Below are 19298 nucleotides of genomic sequence, written 5' to 3' on the forward strand. Positions count from 1 at the left end.
GCGCATGACGCCGCAAGAACGCGCCGCCAAGGTCGGTGAAACCATGTTCGCGGCCGACGTGGCGACGCGCGAAACCATGGGCATCGAGATCCTGAGCGTGATGCCCGGCCGCGCCGTGCTGCGCATGGCCGTCAAGCCGCTGCACCTCAATGGCCACCGGATCTGCCACGGCGGCTTCATTTTCACCCTGGCCGACACCACCTTCGCCTACGCCTGCAACAGCCACAACCGGAACGCGGTGGCGGCGGGCTGCAGCATCGAGTTCCTCAGGCCAGGCCACGAGGGCGACGTGCTGACCTGCGAGGGCGTGGAGCAGACGCTGCAGGGCCGGCACGGCATCTACGACATGAAGGTCCGCAACCAGAAGGGTGAGGTGATCGCGATGTTCAGAGGCAAGAGCGCCGTCATCCCCGGCGCCATCTTTCCGGAAGAGGAGGGTGCATGAACCACTTCCCGCTCGAACCCATCGAAAAGGCCAGCATTGACGAACTGCGCGCGCTGCAGCTCAAGCGCCTTCAGGCCACGCTGCGCCACGCCTACGCAAACTCGGCTGTTTACAAGGCCAAGTTCGACGCCGCCGGGGTGCACCCGGACGATTGCCGCACGCTGGCCGACCTCGCGAAGTTTCCGTTCACCACCAAGAAGGACCTGCGCGACAGCTACCCCTTCGGCATGTTCGCCGTGCCGCGCGAGCAGTGCGCGCGCATCCATGCGTCCAGCGGCACCACCGGCAAACCGACCGTGGTGGGCTACACACTGAAAGACATCGACACCTGGTCTGGTGTGGTGGCGCGCAGCATCCGCGCCAGCGGCGCGCGGCCGGGCGACATGGTGCACGTGAGCTACGGCTACGGCCTGTTCACCGGGGGCCTGGGCGCGCACTACGGCGCCGAGAAGCTGGGCCTGACGGTGGTGCCCTTCGGCGGCGGCCAGACCGAGCGCCAGGTGCAGCTGATGCAGGACTTCCGGCCCGACATCATCATGGTCACGCCCAGCTACATGCTGGCCATCGCCGACGAGTTCGAGCGCCAGGGACTGAACCCGCGCGAGAGCAGCCTGCGCATCGGCATCTTCGGCGCCGAACCCTGGACCAACGACATGCGGGTGGCGATCGAGGCCCGCATGGGCATCGACGCGGTGGACATCTACGGCCTGTCGGAAGTGATGGGGCCGGGCGTGGCCAACGAATGCGTGGAAACCAAGGACGGCCCGACGATCTGGGAAGACCACTTCTACCCCGAGATCATCCACCCCGAGACCGGCGAACCCGTGGCCGACGGCGAGATGGGCGAGCTGGTCTTCACCAGCCTGACCAAGGAAGCGCTGCCCATCATCCGCTACCGCACGCGCGACCTCACCCGCCTGCTGCCGGGCACGGCACGCACCATGCGCCGCATGGAGAAGATCACCGGCCGCAGCGACGACATGATGATCGTGCGCGGTGTCAACGTGTTCCCGACCCAGATCGAGGAACTGATCCTCAAACGGCCCGAGCTCAGCGCGCACTACCAGTGCGTGCTGACCCGCGAAGGCCCTATGGACAGCCTGACCGTGCTGGTGGAGACGCAACCCGGCCTGGACCCGGCGAGCATCGAGGCGAGAGCGGCCGCCAAACGGCTGCAGCACGAGGTGAAGGTGTTCGTGGGCAGCCATGTGGAGGTCGAGTTGCGGCCCGAGGGTGGCGTGGAGCGCAGCCAGGGCAAGGCCAAGCGGGTGCTGGACCTGCGCGGGCGGTAGGACGAAATACCTCCCGCCGTGCCCGGCGCGGCGTGTCCGCAACAATTCCCTTCAAAAGTCCGGCCGCTCGGGGCTAACCCGGTTGGCAGCGCGCGCCTGCGGGCCTACATTGCGCAGGCAATCAATGGGAATCCATGGACAACAACACCCTGCTCGCCAAGACAGACAAGGGCCGTGAGGCCCTGGCTGCGCGCTCGCCCGAACTCGGGCCGAAGCTGCGCACGGTGCTGATCATGGTCGATGGCAAGAAGAGCGTGGCCGAACTGGGCAAGTTCGGCGGCGCGCTGGCCGTGCTCGAGCAGCTGGAGGCGGGTGGCTGGGTGCTCGAGGTGGATGCCAGCGGTCAACCGGTGGAGCGCGCCTCGGCCTCGGCCGAGGCGGTTACGGAGCCGGCCGCAGCGGCCACGGCCGAGGAGGTGGCGCCCGCCGTGGCGTCGGCACCCGCGGCCCCGGCCCCGCAGACCCTGCCGTATTCCGAGGCTCGGCGCATGGTGGTGCGTTACATCAACGACCAGCTCGGCCCCATGGGCGAGCTCACCGCCATCCGTGTCGAGGGTTGCAAGAGCCCGGCCGATCTGCAGGCCCTGCTGCCACGCATCCGGGACGCGCTGAGCAACTACCGCAACGCGGCCGCGGTGCAGCGTTTCGACCAGGAACTCGTGCCCCTGTTGCCCAAGCACTGAGTGCTTGATCAGCGCCCGAGCAAGCCGGCCACGGGCGCCAGCCATTGCGCCAGACGCGCCGCGTCGCCCACGCCCAGCCGCACGGCCTGGGTCGGGGCGGGCCATTCCAGCGGGCAGCGCAGCAGGCGTTTGTCGCGCGAGACCAGCGCCACCAGCTGCGTCCGCTGACCCCGCAACAGGTTGACCTCGTCGAGCTTGTGGACGCGCCAGGCTTCGGCGGCGGCACCGCGGCGGGGTGCCGCGAATTCCACGCCCAGCCATTCGTCTCCGGCGGCCATGCCCGCGGTTTCGGCGGCGCCACCGCGCAGCACGGTCTTGAGGGTGAGGCCGCCGGCCTCGCTCACACGCAGGCCCAGCTGTTGCGCCAGCGGGGCTTTGTCCTGCGTCGCTTTGGCGCCCTGGGCCTGCAGCAGGTCGACCGTGGGCAGGTCATCCGTGCCGTGCACCCAGTGGGCGATCTCTTCTTTGAAGCTGCGCCGCCCCAGTTGCTGCAGCACCCGCAGCACGTCGGCTTCGCGCAGCGGGCCACCTTTGCAACGCGCCCAGAGCGCGCGCATCACCGCGTCCAGCGTGGTGTGGCCCTCGGCGCGCAGGGTCAGGTCCAGGCAGAGCGCCACGAGCGAGCCCTTGGTGTAGTAGCTCACCGTGGCGTTGGCGGTGTTTTCGTTGACCCGGTAGTACTTCACCCAGGCGTCGAAGCTGGCCTGGGCCACGCTTTGCACCAGGCGTCCGGGCGTCTGCTGGACCTGGTTGATGGTCTTGGTCAGCAGCTGCAGGTAGGTGTTGTCGTCGATCAGGCCCGCGCGGCGCAGGATCAGGTCGTCGTAATAGCTGGTGAAGCCTTCGAAAAACCACAACAGCTCGGTGTAGTTCTCGCCGGTGTAGTCGTAGCGCTTGAACTCGGCCGGGCGCAGGCGCTTGACGTTCCAGGTGTGGAAATACTCGTGGCTGATCAGGCCCAGCAGCGTGGTGTAGCCATCGGTGGCTTTCAGCGGCGCGGGTTTGTCGGTGGGGGGCGCAGGCGTTTCGCCGCCGGGTCGCCCCGAGGCGGCGCGTGGCGGTTCGCTGACTTTGGGGAGATCGGCCCGCTGGCAGATCAGCGCGGTGGAGTTGCGGTGTTCCAGCCCGCCGTACCCGTCGTCGCTGGCGTACAGCATGAACACGTAGCTCTGGAACGGTGGCGTGGGGGCATCGCCGTGCCAGAACGCCATCTGTTCCTCACAGATCCGGCGTGTGTCGCGCAGCAGGCGATCGCCGTCCATCCAGGCGCCGGCGCCGCTGACGACGAAGCGGTGGGGCACGCCGTGGGCGGTGAACTCGCCGCTCCAGAAATGACCCAGCGTCACCGGGCAGTCGGCCAGCTCGTCGTAGTTTTGCGCGCGGTAGTGGCCAAAGCCGTCGCCGTCCACGCTGTGGGGGGGCAGCCCGGTGGCCACCTGCCAGCCGGGCGTGGCCGGGCTGCACACCAGCTCCAGCGCCTGCGGCTGGTCTTCCTGGCCGAGCACCCGCAGGCACAGGCTGGTGGCGTTGAAAAAGCCCCGGGTACTGTCCAGAAAGGCGGTGCGCACCGAGTGGTCGAAAGCGTAGACCTGGTAGCGCAGCACCAGCGCCTCGTCGGGGCGGGCCTCGACCTGCCAGGTGTGTTTGTCGAGCTGGCGCATGGGCACCGGCTCACCGCCCTGGGTCGCTTCCAGGCTCTGCAGGTGTTGTGCGAACTCGCGCACCAGATAGCTGCCCGGTATCCACACCGGCAGGCTCAGCCGCTGCTTGGGCGCGGGGCGGTCGATATTGAGCGTGACTGCGAACAGGTGGGCCTGGGTGCTGTGCACTTCCACCCGGTGGTGCACCCCGGGGCTGGGCTGGGCCGGTGCGCTCGCGCGGGAAGAGCGAGAGGCGCTTGTTGGGTTGGTTTTTTTGCTCACAGGGCTCCTGCGCCAATGAAACAGCCGAGGGAGGCCACGGCCGAGAGCCGGAACCTCAGGGTGAGCCAGCGCTGCAGACCGGCCCGGGCGTACAGCCGGCGGTCCACCAGATAACACAGCACGAACAGCAAACCGAGCCAGGCCAGACCGGCGAACGGGGGCATCAGCAGGCCCGGCCAGGCCAGCAGCGAGGGCACGATGCCCCATAGGAAATGGTGGCGCTGGGCATGGTACGGGCGCTCGGCAGCCGCGGGCTGGCCTGCCCGGAGGCCGGCCAGCCAGCCCATGCCCCAGTGAATCCCGCCCAGAAACGAGACGATCAGCCCCGCATACGCGGCCAGTGCGATGGCGACCCAGGTTTGCAGTTCCGGCGTCACCAGCCAGAGCAGGGCCGCCAGCAGCACAAAGGGGATCAGCCCCGCGTGGCCCAGGGTCCGGACGAGCGCGGTGTCATGCGGGTCGTCCAGTCCGGCGCGGTCGGTCATGGGGCGGCGGCGTGGGATCAGGGTTTGGCTTCGGCCAGGAGCTTCTCGATGCGGTCGGCTCCGATGGCGCCGGGCACCCGCGAGCCGTCGGCAAAGATGATGGTGGGCGTGCCGGTGACGCGGGCCTTTTTGCCGAACTCGAAGTTGCGCGCCACGGCGGAGGCGTCGCACTTGGCCGTGGGCGGGGTCACGTCGTTCACCATCCAGTCGATGAAGGTCTTGCCCTTGTCCTTGGCGCACCAGATGTTGCGCGACTTCTCGCCCGAGTCCGCGCTCAGGATGGGGTACAGCAGCACGTGCACGGTCACGTTGTCGATCTTGATCAGGTCGCGCTCGAAGCGTTTGCAGTAGCCGCAGTTGGGGTCTTCGAACACGGCCATCTGGCGCTTGCCGTTGCCGCGCACGATGGTGAAGGCGTCTTTCAGCGGCAGGTCCTTGAAGGCGATCGCGGTGAGTTTTTCCACGCGTTGCTCGGTCAGGTCCACGCGGGCCTTGGTGTCGATCATGGTGCCCTGGAGCACGAAGTTGCCTTCGGCGTCGGTGTAGAACAGTTCGCTGTGGTTGATGCGCACTTCGTACAGGCCCTCCATCGGCGTCTTGCGGACCTCGTCGATCTTCGGCAGGTTGGGCAGGCGCTCGGCCAGGTTCTTGCGGATGGTGGCTTCCTGCGCCAGCGCGCCCAGCGAGAGGGTGGTGATGAGCGCGAGCAGGAGGGTTTTGAGGGGTTTCATGGTGTGGCCCGTGGGCGTTGAAGGGTCAAAAAAAGTGGTGGGGCAGGCTTTCAGCCCGCCTGCCCCATGGCCTGGCGGGCCAGCCAGTGCTTCAGCGGGCCCAGGCGGTCCACGCCCTGCATGCCCCAGTTGCGCAGGGACTGGATGCGGCTGTCGGTCTGGGCGAACAGGCCAAACAGACCGTCGGTCACCCAGGCCATGGCGTTCACATCGGCCTGCCGCGCGCGCTCGTAGCGCCGCAGCAGCTTCAGGTCGCCCAGCTCGCGCCAGTACTCGCGCTCGTGCAGCACGCGGGCCAACTCGGCGGCGTCGGCCAGGCCGACGTTGAGTCCTTGTCCGGCCAGCGGGTGCATGGCGTGGGCCGCGTCACCGGCCAACGCCACACCGCCTTGGGCGGTGCGGGCGATCCAGCGGGTGGCGCGGGCCAACTCCAATGGCCAGGCCTGGGCCGGGCTTTCCAGCTGCATCTCGCCCAGGGCCTGCCCACAACGTTCCTGCACCGCCTGCGCCAGGGCGTCCGGGGCAGCCGCCAGCCAGGCATCGGCCTGCTGTGTTTCCAATGACCAGACCAGCGCCACGGAGTTCCCCTGCGCGCCACCCAGCGGCAACAAAGCCATGATTTCGCCGTTGCGGAACCACTGGCGGGCCACGCCGCCGTGCGGTCGGGCGCAGCGCAGCCGGGTGGCCAGGGCCTTGTGGGGGTAGGGTCGCACCTCGAATTCCATGCCGAGCTCGGCGCGGGTCGCGCTGCGTTTGCCTTCGCAGATCACCGTGAGCGCGGCGGGCGGGGCCTCGCTCAGGCATTCGATGCCACCCTGGAAATGCACCGCGTGGGCCAGCCGCTGCTCCAGCGCCGGCACGTCCACGATCCAGGTCAGGGCGTCCGTGCCCTGGTCGGCGGCGCCAAAGCGCAGTTCGCCGTGGCCGTCGCCAAACACCTCCATGCCGGTCACCGGCGTGATCGCGGGCGGGGCGTCGGCCACGCTGGCGCCAGCGGGCGCGAGCGCATCCTCGGGCCATGCGCGCACCGAGCGCAGCAGATCGCGCGCGGCGGCGTTGAGCGCATAGGCCCGCACGTCGCCGCCGCCGGTGGCCGGGCGCGACGGGGCACCGACCAGCGCCACCCGCAGGCGGTCGCGCGCCAGCAACAGGGCCAGGGTGTGTCCGACCACGCCACCGCCTCGGATGGTCACGTCAAAACGCCGGTGCGTGGAACGGGGGGAAGCTTGCGACATGGCTGGATTTTAGGAGCAGGGCACAATCTGGCCCCGCGATGGCGGCGCAATGCCCTTGCCGCCCCGACAACCCTGGGTCCCGCCATGATCGACACCTCTCCACCGGCCGATGTCCAGGCCACCATCGAACAGCTCTGGATCTACCCGATCAAGTCCTGTGCCGGGATTTCGCTCACCGAGGCCGAACTCACCGAGACCGGGCTGGCCTACGACCGCTCCTGGATGGTGGTGGACGCCCAGGGCGATTTCGTCACCCAGCGCGAACTGCCGCGCATGGCGCTGATCCAGCCGGCCTTCAAGCTGGGCCAACTGGTGCTGCGCGCGCCCGGCATGCTGGCGTTGCACCTGGCGCTGGACGCGGCCGAGTCGCCGTTGCGCGTGCGGGTGTGGGGCGACACGGTGGACGCCTACGACATGGGCGAGGTGGCAGCGCAGTGGTTCAGCGACTTCCTGGGGCCGGACGCGCCGGCCGGTCTGAAACGCCTGCGCCTGGCGCGTTTCGACCCCGAGGTGCGCCGCCTGTGCAGCCTGAAATGGACCGGCGGGCGCGAGGCCGTCACGCAGTTCGCCGATGGTTTTGGTCTGCTGGTGACCAGCAGCGCCTCGCTGGTCGAGCTCAATGCCCGGCTGGCGCAGGCCGGCCACGCGACGGTGGACGGGCGGCGCTTCCGGCCCAACATCGTGCTCGGTGGCCTGGAGGCGCACGACGAAGACCGGGTCGGCCCGATGCACATCACCACCGCCGAGGGTGTGGCGGTGATCGAAACCGTGAAGCCCTGCGCGCGTTGTCCGATCCCCAACATCGATCCCGCCACCGCCGTCTCCAGCCCGGCGGTGGGCGACGCGCTGCAGACCTACCGCCAGGACCCGCGCATGGACGGCGCCATCACCTTCGGCATGAACGCCATTCCGCTCGAAGGCCACGGCCAATGGCTGCGCGTGGGGCAGGCGGTGCGGGCCGACTGGCGCTTCGACTGAGGTTTTTGCCGGCCAGCGCGCCGCGCTCCGGTCGGGTGCGCAACGGGGCTCCACCACCGGGCCGCTTCTGGCCGGCGAGGCGCGCGACGGCCCGCCCTTTAAAATCCTGGGTTTCCCCCAGAATCTGAAAGCCCCGCCATGAGCCTCCAATGCGGCATCGTGGGCCTGCCCAACGTCGGCAAGTCCACCCTTTTCAACGCGCTGACCAAAGCCGGCATCGCCGCCGAGAACTACCCCTTCTGCACCATCGAGCCCAACACCGGCGTGGTGGAGGTGCCCGATCCGCGGCTGGCGCAGCTGTCGGAGATCGTCAAGCCCGAGCGCGTGGTGCCGGCCATCGTCGAGTTCGTGGACATCGCCGGCCTGGTGGCCGGGGCCAGCACGGGTGAAGGCCTGGGCAACAAGTTTCTCGCGCACATCCGCGAAACCGACGCCATCGTCAACGTGGTGCGCTGCTTCGAAGACGACAACGTGATCCACGTCGCCAACAAGGTGGACCCGATCGCCGACATCGAGGTGATCCAGACCGAACTCTGTCTGGCCGATCTGGCCTCGGTGGAAAAAGCCATCCACCGCGTGAGCAAGACCGCGCGGTCGGGCGACAAGGAGTCGATCAAGCAGCTCGCCATTCTGGAAAAATGCCAGACCGCGCTGAACGACACCCAGCCGGTGCGCACCATCGACTTCAGCAAGGAAGAGCAGGCGCAGCTCAAGCAGTTCTTCCTGATCACGGCCAAACCCGCCATGTTCGTGGCCAACGTGTCGGAAGACGGTTTCGAGAACAACCCGTTCCTGGACCGCCTGCGCGCCTTCGCCGAGAAACAGAACGCGCCCGTGGTGGCCATCTGCGCCAAGATTGAGGCCGAACTCTCCGAGATGGACGACGCCGACCGGCTGGAATTCCTCAAGGAGCTGGGTCAGGACGAACCTGGCCTGAACCGCCTGATCCGCGCGGCCTACAAGCTGCTGGGTCTGCAGACCTACTTCACCGCCGGTGTGAAGGAAGTGCGCGCCTGGACCATCCACGTCGGCGACACCGGCCCGCAGGCGGCCGGCGTGATCCACACCGATTTCGAGAAGGGCTACATCCGCGCCCAGACCATCGCCTTCGACGACTTCATCGCCTACAAGGGCGAGCAGGGCGCGAAGGATGCCGGCAAGATGCGCGCCGAAGGCAAGGACTACGTTGTCAAGGATGGCGACGTGATGAACTTCCTGTTCTCGTCCTGAACGCGCCCATGTCCGACACCGGCCGGTCCGAACCCCAACGCCTGGCCAAACGCCTGGCCGCCCAACTGCCCTGTTCGCGCAGCGACGCCGAGCGCTACATCGCCGGGGGCTGGGTGCGCGTGGACGGCGTGGTGGTCGAAGAGCCCATGGCGCGGGTGCACGACGGCCAGACCGTGGCGCTGGACCCCAAGGCCAAGCTGGAATCGCTCGACTCCGTGACGCTGATCTGGCACAAGCCCGCGGGCCGGGCGCTGCCGGATGGCTCGCCGCTGCCCGATGCGCTGGCGGCCGAGCTGTTCACCAGCCAGAACCGGTTCAAGGGCGACCGGTCGGGCGTGCGCCCGCTCAAGGCCCACCGCCACAAGCTGCTACCGGTGGCGCCCTTGTCCACCCCCATGAGCGGCCTGATGGTGTTCACCCAGAACCCTGGCGTGGCGCGCAAGATCTCGGACGAATCGGCGCAACTCGAACACGAGTGGCTGGTCGAGGTCGCGGCCGATCCCGAACTCGACGACGAAGCCCGGCGCGAGGCGGTGTTGAAGTCGATCGGCAAGGCCCTGTTTTTCGACGGCTGGAGCCTGCCTTCGGCGCGCGCGAGCTGGCAGAGCGAACACCGCCTGCGCCTGGCCATCAAGGGCACGCGGCCGGGCCAGGTGGAGCACCTGTGTGAACGGGCGGGCCTGCAACTGGTGGCGGTTCGGCGCCTGCGCATGGGCCGGGTCGCGCTCGCGGGGTTGCCTGTGGGCGAGTGGCGCTACCTGCTGGGTTACGAACGTTTTTGAAATCGGCTGGCCCAGACGCTCAGGGCCATCGCGAGGATCAGCACCACCAGCCCCACCTGGTGCAGGCGCAGCATGTGCCCTTGCGCGATCAGGAGGCCGCCCAGCGCGGCGCCCAGCGCCTGTCCACCGTACATGGCGGAGGTGTTGAGCGCGACCGTGGCCGGGGCCAGTGCCGGCGAGAGGTGGACCAGTCGGGCCTGCTGCGCCGAGTTGCAGGCGAAACAGCCCAGCGCCCAGGGCACCAGCACCAGCGCCTGTTGCCAGACGCCCGCTCGACCCAGCGGCCAGAACAGCAGGCTCAGCACCATGGCACCGAGCGTGAGCAACACGGCGCGCGCTGCGCCGATGCGGTCGATCCAGCGCGAAAGACCCACGTTGCCGGCCAGGCCAAAGGCGCCGAACCACAGGAACATCAGCGAGAGCGCTGCGCCGCCCAGGCCGAGGGTCTGGAGGAAATACGGTGCGAAGTAGGAAAACAACGCGAACTGGCCAAAGGCCGAGAGCAGCGTGACACCCACGGCGAGCATGAGCGACGCCGAGCCCAGGGCCTGCCCCCAGGCCTGGCGCGACAGCGCCGCCGGGCGGATGCCGTCGGGCATTTCGCGCCACACCCATGTGGCGCTGACCAGCGACATCAGGGCCACCAGACCAAAGGCCCAGCGCCAGCCCAGCGTGCCGCCGATCCAGGCCGACAGCGGCATGCCCATGACGGACGCCACCGACCAGCCGAGGAAGACAAAGGTGATGGCGCGCCCGCGCTGGTGGGGCGGCACCAGCAGACCCACGCTGGCGGCGGCCTGTGGGGTGAAGACGGCGGGCGCGATCACCGCGAGCACCCGCAGCGGCAACAGCGTGGCGTAGTTCGGGGCCAGCGCGCAGATGCCGGTCAGCAGGGCGTACCAGAGCAGCGAGAGCGTGAGCAGGCGCCGGCGGTCCCAGCCCGCCACGAGGGTGGCGAAGGCGGGTGCGCCCAGACCCATGAGGATGGCGGCTGCGGTGATGAGTTGACCGGCCTGCGGAATCGACACATTCAACGAGGCGCTGATGTCGTTGAGCGTGCCCGGCACCACCATGACGCCGGTGCCGATCACGAAGTTGCCCAGCATCAGGGCCCACAGGGCGCGGGGCAGGGGGGCTTCGGTGGGCGGACGGGTCATGGGTGTGGTGCGGCAGGGACAGGCGCAGTATCGACGCGATCGCGCCGGGAGCGCACGGCTCAGAGTCCCCCGGGGAACACCCAGACCAGGGCGACGGTCATGGTCAGGTAGCGCGCGAACTTGCCCACCGCCATCCAGGCCAGGCACGGCCAGAACGGCAGCTTGAGCCAGCCCGCAACGGCGCACAGCGGGTCGCCGACGCCGGGCAGCCACGACAGCAGGCAGGCCTTGGGGCCGAAGCGTTCCAGCCAGTCCACGGCGCGCAGGTGGGTGGGCGTGCCGTGGCGTGCTCTGTCCACCGCCTTGTGCGCGCCGTAACCCATCCACCAGCTCACCGCGCCACCCAGGGTATTGCCCGCTGTGGCCACCACAATGGCGGGCCAGAACAACTCCGGGTTGAGTTTGATGAGGGCGAACACCGCGGGTTCGGACCCCAGCGGCAGCAGCGTGGCCGAGACGAACGCCACCACGAAAATCGTGCCCAGACCGACTTCGGGCAGGGCCAGCAGGTGCAGCAGGGACAGGAGCCAGTCGGGCATGAAGCGGGTGTGAAAGCGGCCGGCGCCGCGGTGGGGCGAGAGGATATCGCCTGCTGAAAAAACAGGCAGATACAATGCCCTTCCTTCCTGCCCGGAAAAGTCCGGCGCGCGGGCTTCCACCGCAGTTCCACCCGATTCTCCCACCGCCATGCAACTGGGTCCGTACACCCTGCCCAATGCCCTGTTCGTCGCGCCCATGGCGGGGGTGACGGACCGGCCGTTTCGCAAGCTCTGCAAACGGCTCGGGGCGGGCTACGCGGTGAGCGAAATGGTGACTTCGCGCCCGGACCTGCAGGACAGTCTGAAGACCTCGCGCCGCGCCGACCACAGCGGCGAGCCCGGGCCCATCGCGGTGCAGATCGCCGGCACCGACGCGGCCATGATGGCCGACGCCGCGCGCTACAACATCGACCGCGGCGCGCAGATCATCGACATCAACATGGGCTGCCCGGCCAAGAAGGTCTGCAACAAATGGGCCGGTTCTGCGTTGATGCAGGACGAGACCCTGGCGCTGGAGATCGTGCAAGCCGTGGTGGCCGCCGCCGCGCCGCACGGTGTGCCGGTCACCCTCAAGATGCGCACCGGCTGGTGTGTCAACGGCCGGAACGCGCCGACCATCGCGCTGGCCGCTGAAGCCGCCGGGGTGCAGATGCTCACCGTGCATGGCCGCACCCGCGAACAGGGCTACAAGGGCGAAGCCGAACACGACACCGTGGCCCACATCAAGAGCCGGGTGCGCATCCCGGTGGTGGCCAACGGCGACATCACCAACCCGCAGAAGGCGCGCGAGGTGCTGCAGCGCACCGGCGCCGACGCGATCATGATCGGCCGTGCCGCGCAGGGCCGGCCCTGGATCTTCCGCGAGATCGCGCACTATCTGGCCACCGGTGAAGAACTGCCGCCGCCCGACCTGCTGGAGGTCAAGGCCTGGCTGCTCGATCACCTGGAAGACCACTACAGCCTGTACGGCGAATTCACCGGCGTGCGCAGCGCGCGCAAGCACCTGGGCTGGTACGCGCAGGCGCTGCCCTTGCCCAGCGGCGCGGCCGCGCTGTTCCGCGGGCACATCAACACCCTGGCGAGCGCGCAGGCACAACTGGCCTGCGTGCGCGACAGCTTCGATGCCTGGGCCGCCGCCGGAACCGACGAGACAACCCCCCAAGAAGAAAACTGGAAACTGGCCGCATGAGCAACCACAACCTGCACGACTGTGTTCGTGCCAGCCTGGAAGACTATTTCCGCGATCTCAACGGCACTGACCCGGCCGGCCTGCACGACATGCTGGTCAAGGCGGTCGAAAAGCCCTTGCTCGAAGTCGTGATGCAGCAGTCGCAGAACAACCAGTCGCGCGCCGCGCAATGGCTGGGCCTGAACCGCAACACCCTGCGCAAGAAGCTGCTGGAGCACAAGCTGATTGATTGATTGCGAAACACCCCCGCAGCGCTTTGCGCTACCCCCTCAAGGGGGCAACACCAGCGGCCCGGCGAAGCCGGTTCCGCGGTGTTCCCCGGTTGGGGCTGTTGCAAGCGGTGCGGGGCACGCTCCGGTGTGATGTAAAACCGATTTGAAACTTCCCCCACCCAAAGCTCCCTATGCGCGCACTCATCTCCGTCTCCGACAAGACCGGCATCGTCGAACTGGCCCAGACCCTGCACGGCCTGGGCGTGTCCCTCATCTCCACCGGCGGTACCGCCAAGCTGCTGGCCGACAAGGGCCTGCCGGTCACCGAAGTGGCCGAAGTCACGGCCTTTCCCGAGATGCTGGACGGCCGCGTCAAGACCCTGCACCCCAAGGTGCACGGCGGCCTGCTGGCGCGCCGCGATGTGCCCGAGCACATGGCGGCCTTGAAGACGCACGGCATCGACACCATCGACCTGCTGATCGTCAACCTCTACCCGTTCGAGGCCACCGTGGCCAAGCCAGGCTGCACGCTGGAAGACGCGATCGAGAACATCGACATCGGCGGCCCGGCCATGGTGCGCAGCGCGGCCAAGAACTGGAAGGACGTGGGCGTGGTGACCGACGCCAGCCAATACGCCGCCGTGGTGGCCGAACTCAAGGCCAGCGGAAAACTCAGCGACAAGCTGCGTTTTGAACTGTCCGTGGCCGCGTTCAACCGGATCGCCCAATACGACGGCGCGATCAGCGACTACCTCTCCAGCGTGAAGTTCGAAGAAGACAAGCTGGGCGAGTCCTACGTGCCCGAGCGTGCCCTGTTCGCCGGCCAGTCCAACGGCCATTTCATCAAGGTGCAGGACCTGCGCTACGGTGAAAACAGCCACCAGCAGGCCGCGCTGTACCGCGACCTCTACCCCGCGCCCGGCTCGCTGGTGACGGGCGTGCAACTGCAGGGCAAGGAACTGAGCTACAACAACATCGCCGACGCCGATGCGGCCTGGGAATGCGTCAAGAGCTTTGACACCCCGGCCTGCGTGATCGTCAAGCACGCGAACCCCTGCGGCGTGGCCGTGGGAGCCAACGCTTTTGAAGCCTATTCCAAGGCCTTCCAGACCGACCCCACCAGCGCCTTCGGCGGCATCATCGCCTTCAACCGCCCGGTGGACAAAGCCGCGGCCGAGGCCGTGAGCAAGCAGTTCGTGGAGGTGCTGATGGCGCCCGACTTCAGTGCCGACGCACTGGAGATCTTCAAGGCCAAGGTCAATGTGCGTCTGATGAAGATCGCCTTGCCCGCCGGCGGCAAGACCGACTGGGAGCAGGGCCGCAACGCCATCGAGTCCAAGCGTGTGGGGTCGGGCCTGCTGCTGCAGACCGCCGACAACCACGAACTGGCACTGGCCGATCTGAAGGTGGTGACCGTCAAACAACCGACGCCCGAAGAACTGCAGGACCTGATGTTCGCGTGGAAGGTGGCGAAATTCGTGAAGTCCAATGCCATCGTGTTCTGCAAGAACGGCATGACCATGGGCGTGGGCGCCGGCCAGATGAGCCGCCTGGATTCGGCCCGCATCGCCAGCATCAAGGCCGAACACGCCCAGCTGAGCCTGCAGGGCACGGCCGTGGCGAGCGACGCCTTCTTCCCGTTCCGCGACGGTCTGGACGTGGTGGTGGACGCGGGCGCGACCTGCGTCATCCAGCCCGGCGGCTCGATGCGCGATCAGGAAGTGATCGACGCGGCCAACGAGCGTGGTGTGGTGATGGTCTATTCGGGCGTGCGCCACTTCCGTCATTGAACCATCGGGCGCTTCGTGAGAAGTGCCTTGCTCCCTCTCCCCCTGGGAGAGGGTTGGGGTGAGGGCTCTTCGGAGTCCTTTTCTTTTTCTGCGGCGGTTTCTCAAGTGTGGGGCTTCTCGCCTGCACGGTGGGAGGGCAGGGGGTCGGGGCATCCGCTCTCCGGCTCACCTCGCGGGCGACTGTTCCGGTCTGCTTCTGTTTCTTCGTGAACGCCGGAGGGGCGCTCGATGTCTGGGGCAACCGCGAATGGAGCCTGCGACCGGACTGCCCCAACCCCCTGCCCCGCTGACGGGTGGGTGCGTCAACAGAAAATACCTTGGGGTGCCGGGACGGGTGTTTGCGGGAGTGCCCACGCGCATTTGAAGGTGGGTGGTGCGGGCTGACGGGCGCAGGCTCCATTCGCGGTTGCCACTGAGCCGGCGTGCCGGCGGCGCCGTTGACGAACCCATGTTGGCGCACCAGAAGCCGCCGCCCGCGAGGTGAGCCGGAGAACGGCAGCTCCACCATCCACCTGGCGCTAGGTATTGGCGAGAAACGCAACGATTCCAAAGAAAACGGCCGGACAAAGCCGGCCGTTTGGAGGCAGCGCAAAAGCGCTTATTTCCCCAGCAGCTTGAACACGTCCCGCGCCGCCGCCACGGTGTCCGCAATGTCCTGCGCGGTGTGCGCCGCGCTCACGAACCCGGCTTCGTACAGCGCCGGGGCGATGTACACGCCGCGGTCCAGCAGGCCGTGGAACAGGGTGTTGAAACGCGGGCCGTCGGTGGTCATGACCTTGGCGTAGTTCTGCGGCAGTTGATCGAACAGGAAGAAGCCGAACATGCCGCCCTGACTGTCGCCGCACAGGGTCACGCCTTCGGCCGCAGCGGCGGAGGTCAGGCCACTCACCAGCGACTGCGTGGTCGCTGAGAGCGCCTCATAGAAGCCCGGTTTCTGGATTTCCTTCAGCGTGGCCAGACCGCAGGCCGTGGCCACCGGGTTGCCGCTCAGCGTGCCGGCCTGGTAGACACCGCCCAGCGGAGCGAGCTGTTCCATCACCGCGCGCTTGGCGCCAAAGGCGGCCAGCGGCATGCCGCCACCGATCACCTTGCCCATCACCGTCATGTCGGGCTCGAAGCCGGGGATCAGTTGGGCGTACACGCTCTGTGCGCCACCGAGCGCGACGCGAAAGCCCGTCATCACCTCGTCGAACGCCAGCAGCGCGCCGTGCTGCGTGCAGAGTTCGCGGCAACGCTTCATGAAGGGCACGCTCGCGCGCACGAAATTCATGTTGCCGGCGATCGGTTCGATGATCAGGCAGGCCACATCAGGGCCGTGTTCGGTGAACGCGGCTTCGAGTTGTTCGACGTTGTTGTATTCGAGAACGATGGTGTGCTGCACCACCTCGGGCGGCACGCCGGCGCTGGTCGGGTTGCCAAACGTGGCGAGGCCCGAACCGGCTTTCACCAGCAGCGCGTCGGCATGGCCGTGGTAGCAGCCTTCGAACTTGATGATCTTCTTGCGGCCGGTGGCACCGCGCGCCAGGCGGATCGTGCTCATGCCGGCTTCGGTGCCCGAACTCACCAGTCGCACCATGTCGATGCTGGGCACGAGTTTGATGATCTCTTCGGCCAGCTCCACCTCGCGCTCGGTCGGCGCGCCGTAGGAGAAACCTTCCAGCACGGCCTTCTGCACCGCTTCCAGCACGGCCGGGTGGCCATGGCCCAGGATCATCGGGCCCCAGGAGCCGATGTAGTCGATGTACTTCTGGCCGTTGGCGTCCCAGAAATACGCGCCCTGGGCGCGCTGCACGAAGCGGGGCGTGCCGCCCACGGCGCGGAAGGCGCGCACGGGCGAGTTCACGCCGCCGGGGATCAGCGCTTTGGCGCGGTCAAACAGTTCTTGGTTGCGGTCGGTCATGGTTGGGGGAGATTCAATGTCTGGTGGTGTCCAGCGGAAAATCATCGACGTCGAGCGTGCTGTCGGGGGAGGGGTCTCCCGCCTGGCCTTCGCCCTCTTCGTCGTCTTCGTGGGCCCAGAACAGACGATCGGGCACGGCGTGGCCCATGCCGGGCTGGAAGCCCGCGTCCAGGCACTGATCGAGGTAGGTCAGCGCCTCGGCGCAGGCCGCCTGCAGGTCGGCCCCCCCGGCGATCAGGGCGCACAGCGCGGCGGACAAGGTGTCGCCAGCGCCACTGAAGGTGGCTTCAAAGCGTTCGTAACGGGCCGAGGCCAGCACCGTTTCCGGTGAGGCCAGGTGGCTCTCCAGATACTGGTCGGCGGCGTTGAAGCCGGTCACCAGCGTGTAGGGCACGCCGTGCACGGCGGCCGCACGGGCGACCTCGCGGGCATTGGGCGGGCGGTCGCCTTCCCACTCCGGCAGCAGCCATCGGCACAGCGTGCTGTGGTTGCCAACCAACACGGTGGTCTGCGGCAGCAACAGTTCAACGCAGGCGTCCAGGTAGGTTTCGATGGCCAGTTCGTCCCACCACGACAGGTCGGGCATGTAAGCCACCACGGGCACTTCCGCATAGTCGGTGGTGATGCCGGCGATCGCGCTGAGGTTCTCCGGACTGCCCACGAAGCCGACCTTGAACGCCTGCACCGGCACATCTTCCAGCGAGCAGCGTGCCTGGTCGGTGACGGCCTCCTCATCGAGGGCGATGTGGTCGTGGATTTCGCTGGTGTCGCGCACATAGACACCCGTCACCACGGGAAGCACATGGGCCGATGCGCTGGACATGGCCGTGATGTCGGCGCTCAGGCCGCCTGCCCCGCTGGGATCGTTGGCGTTGAACACCATCACGCAGGGCAGGCTGGTTTCGCCCAGGGCCTCAAGCGAGGTGGGCGTGGAGGTGTCAGGGGTGTCGGGCATGAGGGTGGTGTGGGGTCAGGGCCGGGTGCTGATGCAGGATCGGCGGTCCGCGCACATGGGGAAAACCAGCGGCTGATGGCCTGAGGAGGCCTCATGGGGCTCGATACAATGATTGCATTCTATGACAATGGCCCCTATAACCATGAGCGAAACCAAGACTTGGATGTGCCTGATCTGCGGCTGGATCTACGACGAAGCTGCTGGCGCTCCCGAGCATGGTGTCGCACCGGGAACGCCCTGGTCGCAGGTGCCCATGAACTGGACCTGCCCGGAGTGTGGCGCACGCAAGGAAGATTTTGAAATGGTGCAGATCTGAGGTCGACCATGCCGTGGCACAACAGTTGCGTGTGCCCAAGCCCTGACACCCTAACTGGAGCGACACAACCGTGAGCACGACACCCGCGCTGAAAGTCCTGGTGGTGGATGACAGCAATACCATTCGCCGCAGTGCGGAGATCTTCCTCAAGCAGGGCGGGCATGAAGTCCTGCTGGCTGATGACGGCTTCGACGCACTGGCCAAAATCAACGATTACCAGCCCGATCTGGTGTTCTGCGACATCCTCATGCCGCGGCTGGATGGCTACCAGACCTGTGCCATCATCAAGCGCAACGCCCGCTTCGCGAGCATTCCTGTGGTGATGCTGTCTTCCAAAGACGGCGTGTTCGACAAGGCTCGCGGACGCATGGTCGGTTCCCAGGACTACCTCACCAAACCCTTCACCAAAGACCAGTTGCTGCACGCGGTGCAGCAGTTCGGCGCCCACCTCACCGGAGCTGCATGATGCCCATACATAAAGTGCTTGTTGTTGATGATTCCAAGACCGAGTTGATGGTTTTGTCGGACCTGTTGATCAAAAACGGCTACAGCGTGCGCACCGCCGAGAATGCCGAAGAGGCCTTTCGTCGGCTCGGCGAGGAAAAGCCGGAACTGATTCTGATGGACGTGGTGATGCCCGGTCAGAATGGTTTTCAGTTGACCCGGGCGATCGCGCGGGACCCGCAGTATTCCCACATCCCCATCATCATGTGCACCAGCAAGAACCAGGAGACCGATCGTGTCTGGGGCATGCGTCAGGGTGCTCGTGACTACGTCACCAAGCCGGTGAATACCGAAGAGCTGATTTCCAAGATTCGGGCGCTGGGTTAAGCGCCAGGCTCGACACCACCGCACGCGCCCCGAACCTTACCCAGCATGGCCACCAACCGACAGTCACTCAAGGATCTGCAGGAACGACTGGCGCAACGTCTGTCTGCCGCGAAAACCGAAGCTGCGACAGCCTCCTGGCTGGCCGTGGAAGCGGGCGGGCAGCGCTACCTGATACCGCTGGTCCAGGCGGGCGAGATTTTCCCCTGGTCCCCCATTCAGTCCGTGCCTTACACCAAGCCCTGGTACGCCGGGGTGGCCAGCCTGCGGGGTGGCCTGCACGGTGTGGTGGATCTGGCGCGTTTGCTGAACCGGTCGCTCGCGCCTGCCACCAGTGGGGACCGCGTGTCTTCCGAATCGCGGCTGGTCAGTCTGCATGCTGCGCTGGGTGTCAATGCCGTGCTCTGGATCGATCGCCTGCTGGGCCTGCGCAACCCGGCCATGTTCAGTGCGCTGGGGTCCAACCCCGAGAATGCTCCCGCTTATTTCACCCGTTGTCTGATCGACCACCAGGGCCAGCTGTGGCAGGAGCTTGATCTTCAGGCCTTGGCGGGTGAGTCCGAATTTTTGGCCATCGCCGCCTGATGGCCGAACGCCGTCGGCCAATACCGGTTTCCCGTATGTTGTTT

General features: G+C 67.2%; 21 protein-coding genes. 13 read left to right on the forward strand and 8 right to left on the reverse strand.

Going from position 1 to position 19298, the window contains the following annotated elements; translation table 11 throughout:
* Window positions 1-4: 4 nt before the first annotated feature.
* The 3 genes from paaI to KIH07_RS08610 all read left to right on the forward strand — a co-directional run bounded on the left by paaI (window position 5) and on the right by KIH07_RS08610 (window position 2420).
* Window positions 5-445, forward strand: coding sequence for a hydroxyphenylacetyl-CoA thioesterase PaaI (gene paaI, locus KIH07_RS08600; protein ID WP_226491575.1), 441 nt, complete (start codon window positions 5-7; stop codon window positions 443-445).
* Window positions 442-1737 carry a phenylacetate--CoA ligase PaaK gene (paaK, locus tag KIH07_RS08605; protein WP_226491576.1) on the forward strand — a complete coding sequence of 432 codons (1296 nt, stop codon included), beginning with the start codon at window positions 442-444 and terminating at the stop codon, window positions 1735-1737. The genes paaI and paaK overlap by 4 nt, the downstream gene beginning before the upstream one ends.
* A 134-nt stretch (window positions 1738-1871) precedes the next feature.
* A complete protein-coding gene (locus KIH07_RS08610; RefSeq protein WP_226491577.1) occupies window positions 1872-2420 on the forward strand; it encodes a hypothetical protein in 549 nt (182 codons plus the stop codon).
* Window positions 2421-2428: 8 nt separating this feature from the next.
* Here KIH07_RS08610 and KIH07_RS08615 read toward each other — a convergent pair whose 3' ends face one another.
* From KIH07_RS08615 to KIH07_RS08630, 4 genes are read right to left on the reverse strand one after another with little or no spacing between them, the layout of a single operon-like run.
* Window positions 2429-4342: a M61 family metallopeptidase gene (locus tag KIH07_RS08615; RefSeq protein ID WP_413465723.1), complete on the reverse strand. Its 1914-nt coding sequence runs from the start codon at window positions 4340-4342 to the stop codon at window positions 2429-2431.
* Window positions 4339-4827 (reverse strand): DUF3429 domain-containing protein, encoded by a 489-nt coding sequence (locus tag KIH07_RS08620; RefSeq protein WP_226491578.1) that lies wholly within the window; start codon window positions 4825-4827, stop codon window positions 4339-4341. Before KIH07_RS08620 ends, KIH07_RS08615 begins: the two co-directional genes overlap by 4 nt.
* 17 nt (window positions 4828-4844) lie before the next feature.
* Window positions 4845-5558 carry a DsbC family protein gene (locus tag KIH07_RS08625; RefSeq protein ID WP_226491579.1) on the reverse strand — a complete coding sequence of 238 codons (714 nt, stop codon included), beginning with the start codon at window positions 5556-5558 and terminating at the stop codon, window positions 4845-4847.
* Between the two features lie 50 nt (window positions 5559-5608).
* Window positions 5609-6793, reverse strand: a complete 1185-nt coding sequence (locus tag KIH07_RS08630; RefSeq protein WP_226491580.1) for an FAD-dependent monooxygenase — start codon at window positions 6791-6793, stop codon at window positions 5609-5611.
* An 84-nt stretch (window positions 6794-6877) separates the two neighbouring features.
* On the opposite strand from KIH07_RS08630, the gene KIH07_RS08635 reads away from it, so the two are divergent.
* The 3 genes from KIH07_RS08635 (at window position 6878) to KIH07_RS08645 (ending at window position 9783) form a co-directional block, all read left to right on the forward strand.
* On the forward strand, window positions 6878-7771 hold the full coding sequence (locus KIH07_RS08635; protein WP_226491581.1) for an MOSC domain-containing protein: 894 nt from the start codon (window positions 6878-6880) through the stop codon (window positions 7769-7771).
* Window positions 7772-7909: 138 nt separating this feature from the next.
* Entirely contained in the window at window positions 7910-9001 is a 1092-nt protein-coding gene (ychF, locus tag KIH07_RS08640) for a redox-regulated ATPase YchF (RefSeq protein WP_226491582.1), read from the forward strand.
* Window positions 9002-9009: 8 nt separating this feature from the next.
* On the forward strand, window positions 9010-9783 hold the full coding sequence (locus KIH07_RS08645) for an RNA pseudouridine synthase (protein ID WP_226491583.1): 774 nt from the start codon (window positions 9010-9012) through the stop codon (window positions 9781-9783).
* On the opposite strand, the gene KIH07_RS08650 is transcribed toward KIH07_RS08645, so the two are convergent.
* Together KIH07_RS08650 and KIH07_RS08655 are read right to left on the reverse strand one after the other, a co-directional pair.
* Window positions 9768-10940 (reverse strand): MFS transporter, encoded by a 1173-nt coding sequence (locus KIH07_RS08650; protein ID WP_226491584.1) that lies wholly within the window; start codon window positions 10938-10940, stop codon window positions 9768-9770. The two genes, KIH07_RS08645 and KIH07_RS08650, sit on opposite strands and share 16 nt — an antisense overlap.
* Window positions 10941-10999: 59 nt before the next feature.
* Window positions 11000-11479: a YqaA family protein gene (locus KIH07_RS08655; protein WP_226491585.1), complete on the reverse strand. Its 480-nt coding sequence runs from the start codon at window positions 11477-11479 to the stop codon at window positions 11000-11002.
* A gap of 148 nt (window positions 11480-11627) precedes the next feature.
* Between KIH07_RS08655 and dusB the strand changes: the two genes are divergently transcribed.
* The 3 genes from dusB (at window position 11628) to purH (ending at window position 14670) form a co-directional block, all read left to right on the forward strand.
* Window positions 11628-12668 carry a tRNA dihydrouridine synthase DusB gene (dusB, locus tag KIH07_RS08660; RefSeq protein ID WP_226491586.1) on the forward strand — a complete coding sequence of 347 codons (1041 nt, stop codon included), beginning with the start codon at window positions 11628-11630 and terminating at the stop codon, window positions 12666-12668.
* Window positions 12665-12901, forward strand: a complete 237-nt coding sequence (locus tag KIH07_RS08665; RefSeq protein ID WP_226491587.1) for a helix-turn-helix domain-containing protein — start codon at window positions 12665-12667, stop codon at window positions 12899-12901. Before dusB ends, KIH07_RS08665 begins: the two co-directional genes overlap by 4 nt.
* Window positions 12902-13071: 170 nt before the next feature.
* A complete protein-coding gene (gene purH, locus KIH07_RS08670; RefSeq protein ID WP_226491588.1) occupies window positions 13072-14670 on the forward strand; it encodes a bifunctional phosphoribosylaminoimidazolecarboxamide formyltransferase/IMP cyclohydrolase in 1599 nt (532 codons plus the stop codon).
* A 598-nt stretch (window positions 14671-15268) separates the two neighbouring features.
* Here purH and hemL read toward each other — a convergent pair.
* Together hemL and thiD are read right to left on the reverse strand one after the other, a co-directional pair.
* Window positions 15269-16570, reverse strand: a complete 1302-nt coding sequence (gene hemL / locus KIH07_RS08675; RefSeq protein ID WP_226491589.1) for a glutamate-1-semialdehyde 2,1-aminomutase — start codon at window positions 16568-16570, stop codon at window positions 15269-15271.
* Between the two features lie 13 nt (window positions 16571-16583).
* Entirely contained in the window at window positions 16584-17525 is a 942-nt protein-coding gene (gene thiD / locus KIH07_RS08680) for a bifunctional hydroxymethylpyrimidine kinase/phosphomethylpyrimidine kinase (RefSeq protein WP_226491590.1), read from the reverse strand.
* A gap of 142 nt (window positions 17526-17667) precedes the next feature.
* Here thiD and KIH07_RS08685 point away from each other — a divergent pair, with 142 nt between their 5' ends.
* The 4 genes from KIH07_RS08685 (at window position 17668) to KIH07_RS08700 (ending at window position 19254) form a co-directional block, all read left to right on the forward strand.
* Window positions 17668-17841, forward strand: a complete 174-nt coding sequence (locus tag KIH07_RS08685; RefSeq protein WP_084235834.1) for a rubredoxin — start codon at window positions 17668-17670, stop codon at window positions 17839-17841.
* A gap of 70 nt (window positions 17842-17911) precedes the next feature.
* Complete coding sequence (locus tag KIH07_RS08690; RefSeq protein WP_068167268.1) at window positions 17912-18307, forward strand: response regulator; 396 nt, start codon at window positions 17912-17914, stop codon at window positions 18305-18307.
* A complete protein-coding gene (locus tag KIH07_RS08695; protein ID WP_226491591.1) occupies window positions 18307-18672 on the forward strand; it encodes a response regulator in 366 nt (121 codons plus the stop codon). Before KIH07_RS08690 ends, KIH07_RS08695 begins: the two co-directional genes overlap by 1 nt.
* Window positions 18673-18717: 45 nt before the next feature.
* On the forward strand, window positions 18718-19254 hold the full coding sequence (locus tag KIH07_RS08700) for a chemotaxis protein CheW (RefSeq protein ID WP_226491592.1): 537 nt from the start codon (window positions 18718-18720) through the stop codon (window positions 19252-19254).
* The last annotated feature ends 44 nt before the right edge of the window (window positions 19255-19298 follow it).

Source organism: Hydrogenophaga taeniospiralis (assembly GCF_020510445.1).
Lineage (GTDB): Bacteria > Pseudomonadota > Gammaproteobacteria > Burkholderiales > Burkholderiaceae_C > Hydrogenophaga.

Excerpts from the sequence above, each read along its gene's own strand:
- KIH07_RS08695 (WP_226491591.1), top strand. The coding sequence starts at position 18,307 with ATGCCCATACATAAAGTGCTTGTTGTTGATGATTCCAAGACCGAGTTG.
- KIH07_RS08700 (WP_226491592.1), top strand. The coding sequence starts at position 18,718 with ATGGCCACCAACCGACAGTCACTCAAGGATCTGCAGGAACGACTGGCG.
- KIH07_RS08655 (WP_226491585.1), bottom strand. The coding sequence starts at position 11,479 with ATGCCCGACTGGCTCCTGTCCCTGCTGCACCTGCTGGCCCTGCCCGAA.
- KIH07_RS08685 (WP_084235834.1), top strand. The coding sequence starts at position 17,668 with ATGAGCGAAACCAAGACTTGGATGTGCCTGATCTGCGGCTGGATCTAC.
- KIH07_RS08645 (WP_226491583.1), top strand. The coding sequence starts at position 9,010 with ATGTCCGACACCGGCCGGTCCGAACCCCAACGCCTGGCCAAACGCCTG.
- KIH07_RS08630 (WP_226491580.1), bottom strand. The coding sequence starts at position 6,793 with ATGTCGCAAGCTTCCCCCCGTTCCACGCACCGGCGTTTTGACGTGACC.
- KIH07_RS08620 (WP_226491578.1), bottom strand. The coding sequence starts at position 4,827 with ATGACCGACCGCGCCGGACTGGACGACCCGCATGACACCGCGCTCGTC.
- KIH07_RS08650 (WP_226491584.1), bottom strand. The coding sequence starts at position 10,940 with ATGACCCGTCCGCCCACCGAAGCCCCCCTGCCCCGCGCCCTGTGGGCC.
- KIH07_RS08665 (WP_226491587.1), top strand. The coding sequence starts at position 12,665 with ATGAGCAACCACAACCTGCACGACTGTGTTCGTGCCAGCCTGGAAGAC.
- purH (WP_226491588.1), top strand. The coding sequence starts at position 13,072 with ATGCGCGCACTCATCTCCGTCTCCGACAAGACCGGCATCGTCGAACTG.
- paaI (WP_226491575.1), top strand. The coding sequence starts at position 5 with ATGACGCCGCAAGAACGCGCCGCCAAGGTCGGTGAAACCATGTTCGCG.
- paaK (WP_226491576.1), top strand. The coding sequence starts at position 442 with ATGAACCACTTCCCGCTCGAACCCATCGAAAAGGCCAGCATTGACGAA.
- KIH07_RS08625 (WP_226491579.1), bottom strand. The coding sequence starts at position 5,558 with ATGAAACCCCTCAAAACCCTCCTGCTCGCGCTCATCACCACCCTCTCG.
- dusB (WP_226491586.1), top strand. The coding sequence starts at position 11,628 with ATGCAACTGGGTCCGTACACCCTGCCCAATGCCCTGTTCGTCGCGCCC.
- KIH07_RS08635 (WP_226491581.1), top strand. The coding sequence starts at position 6,878 with ATGATCGACACCTCTCCACCGGCCGATGTCCAGGCCACCATCGAACAG.
- KIH07_RS08610 (WP_226491577.1), top strand. The coding sequence starts at position 1,872 with ATGGACAACAACACCCTGCTCGCCAAGACAGACAAGGGCCGTGAGGCC.
- thiD (WP_226491590.1), bottom strand. The coding sequence starts at position 17,525 with ATGCCCGACACCCCTGACACCTCCACGCCCACCTCGCTTGAGGCCCTG.
- ychF (WP_226491582.1), top strand. The coding sequence starts at position 7,910 with ATGAGCCTCCAATGCGGCATCGTGGGCCTGCCCAACGTCGGCAAGTCC.
- hemL (WP_226491589.1), bottom strand. The coding sequence starts at position 16,570 with ATGACCGACCGCAACCAAGAACTGTTTGACCGCGCCAAAGCGCTGATC.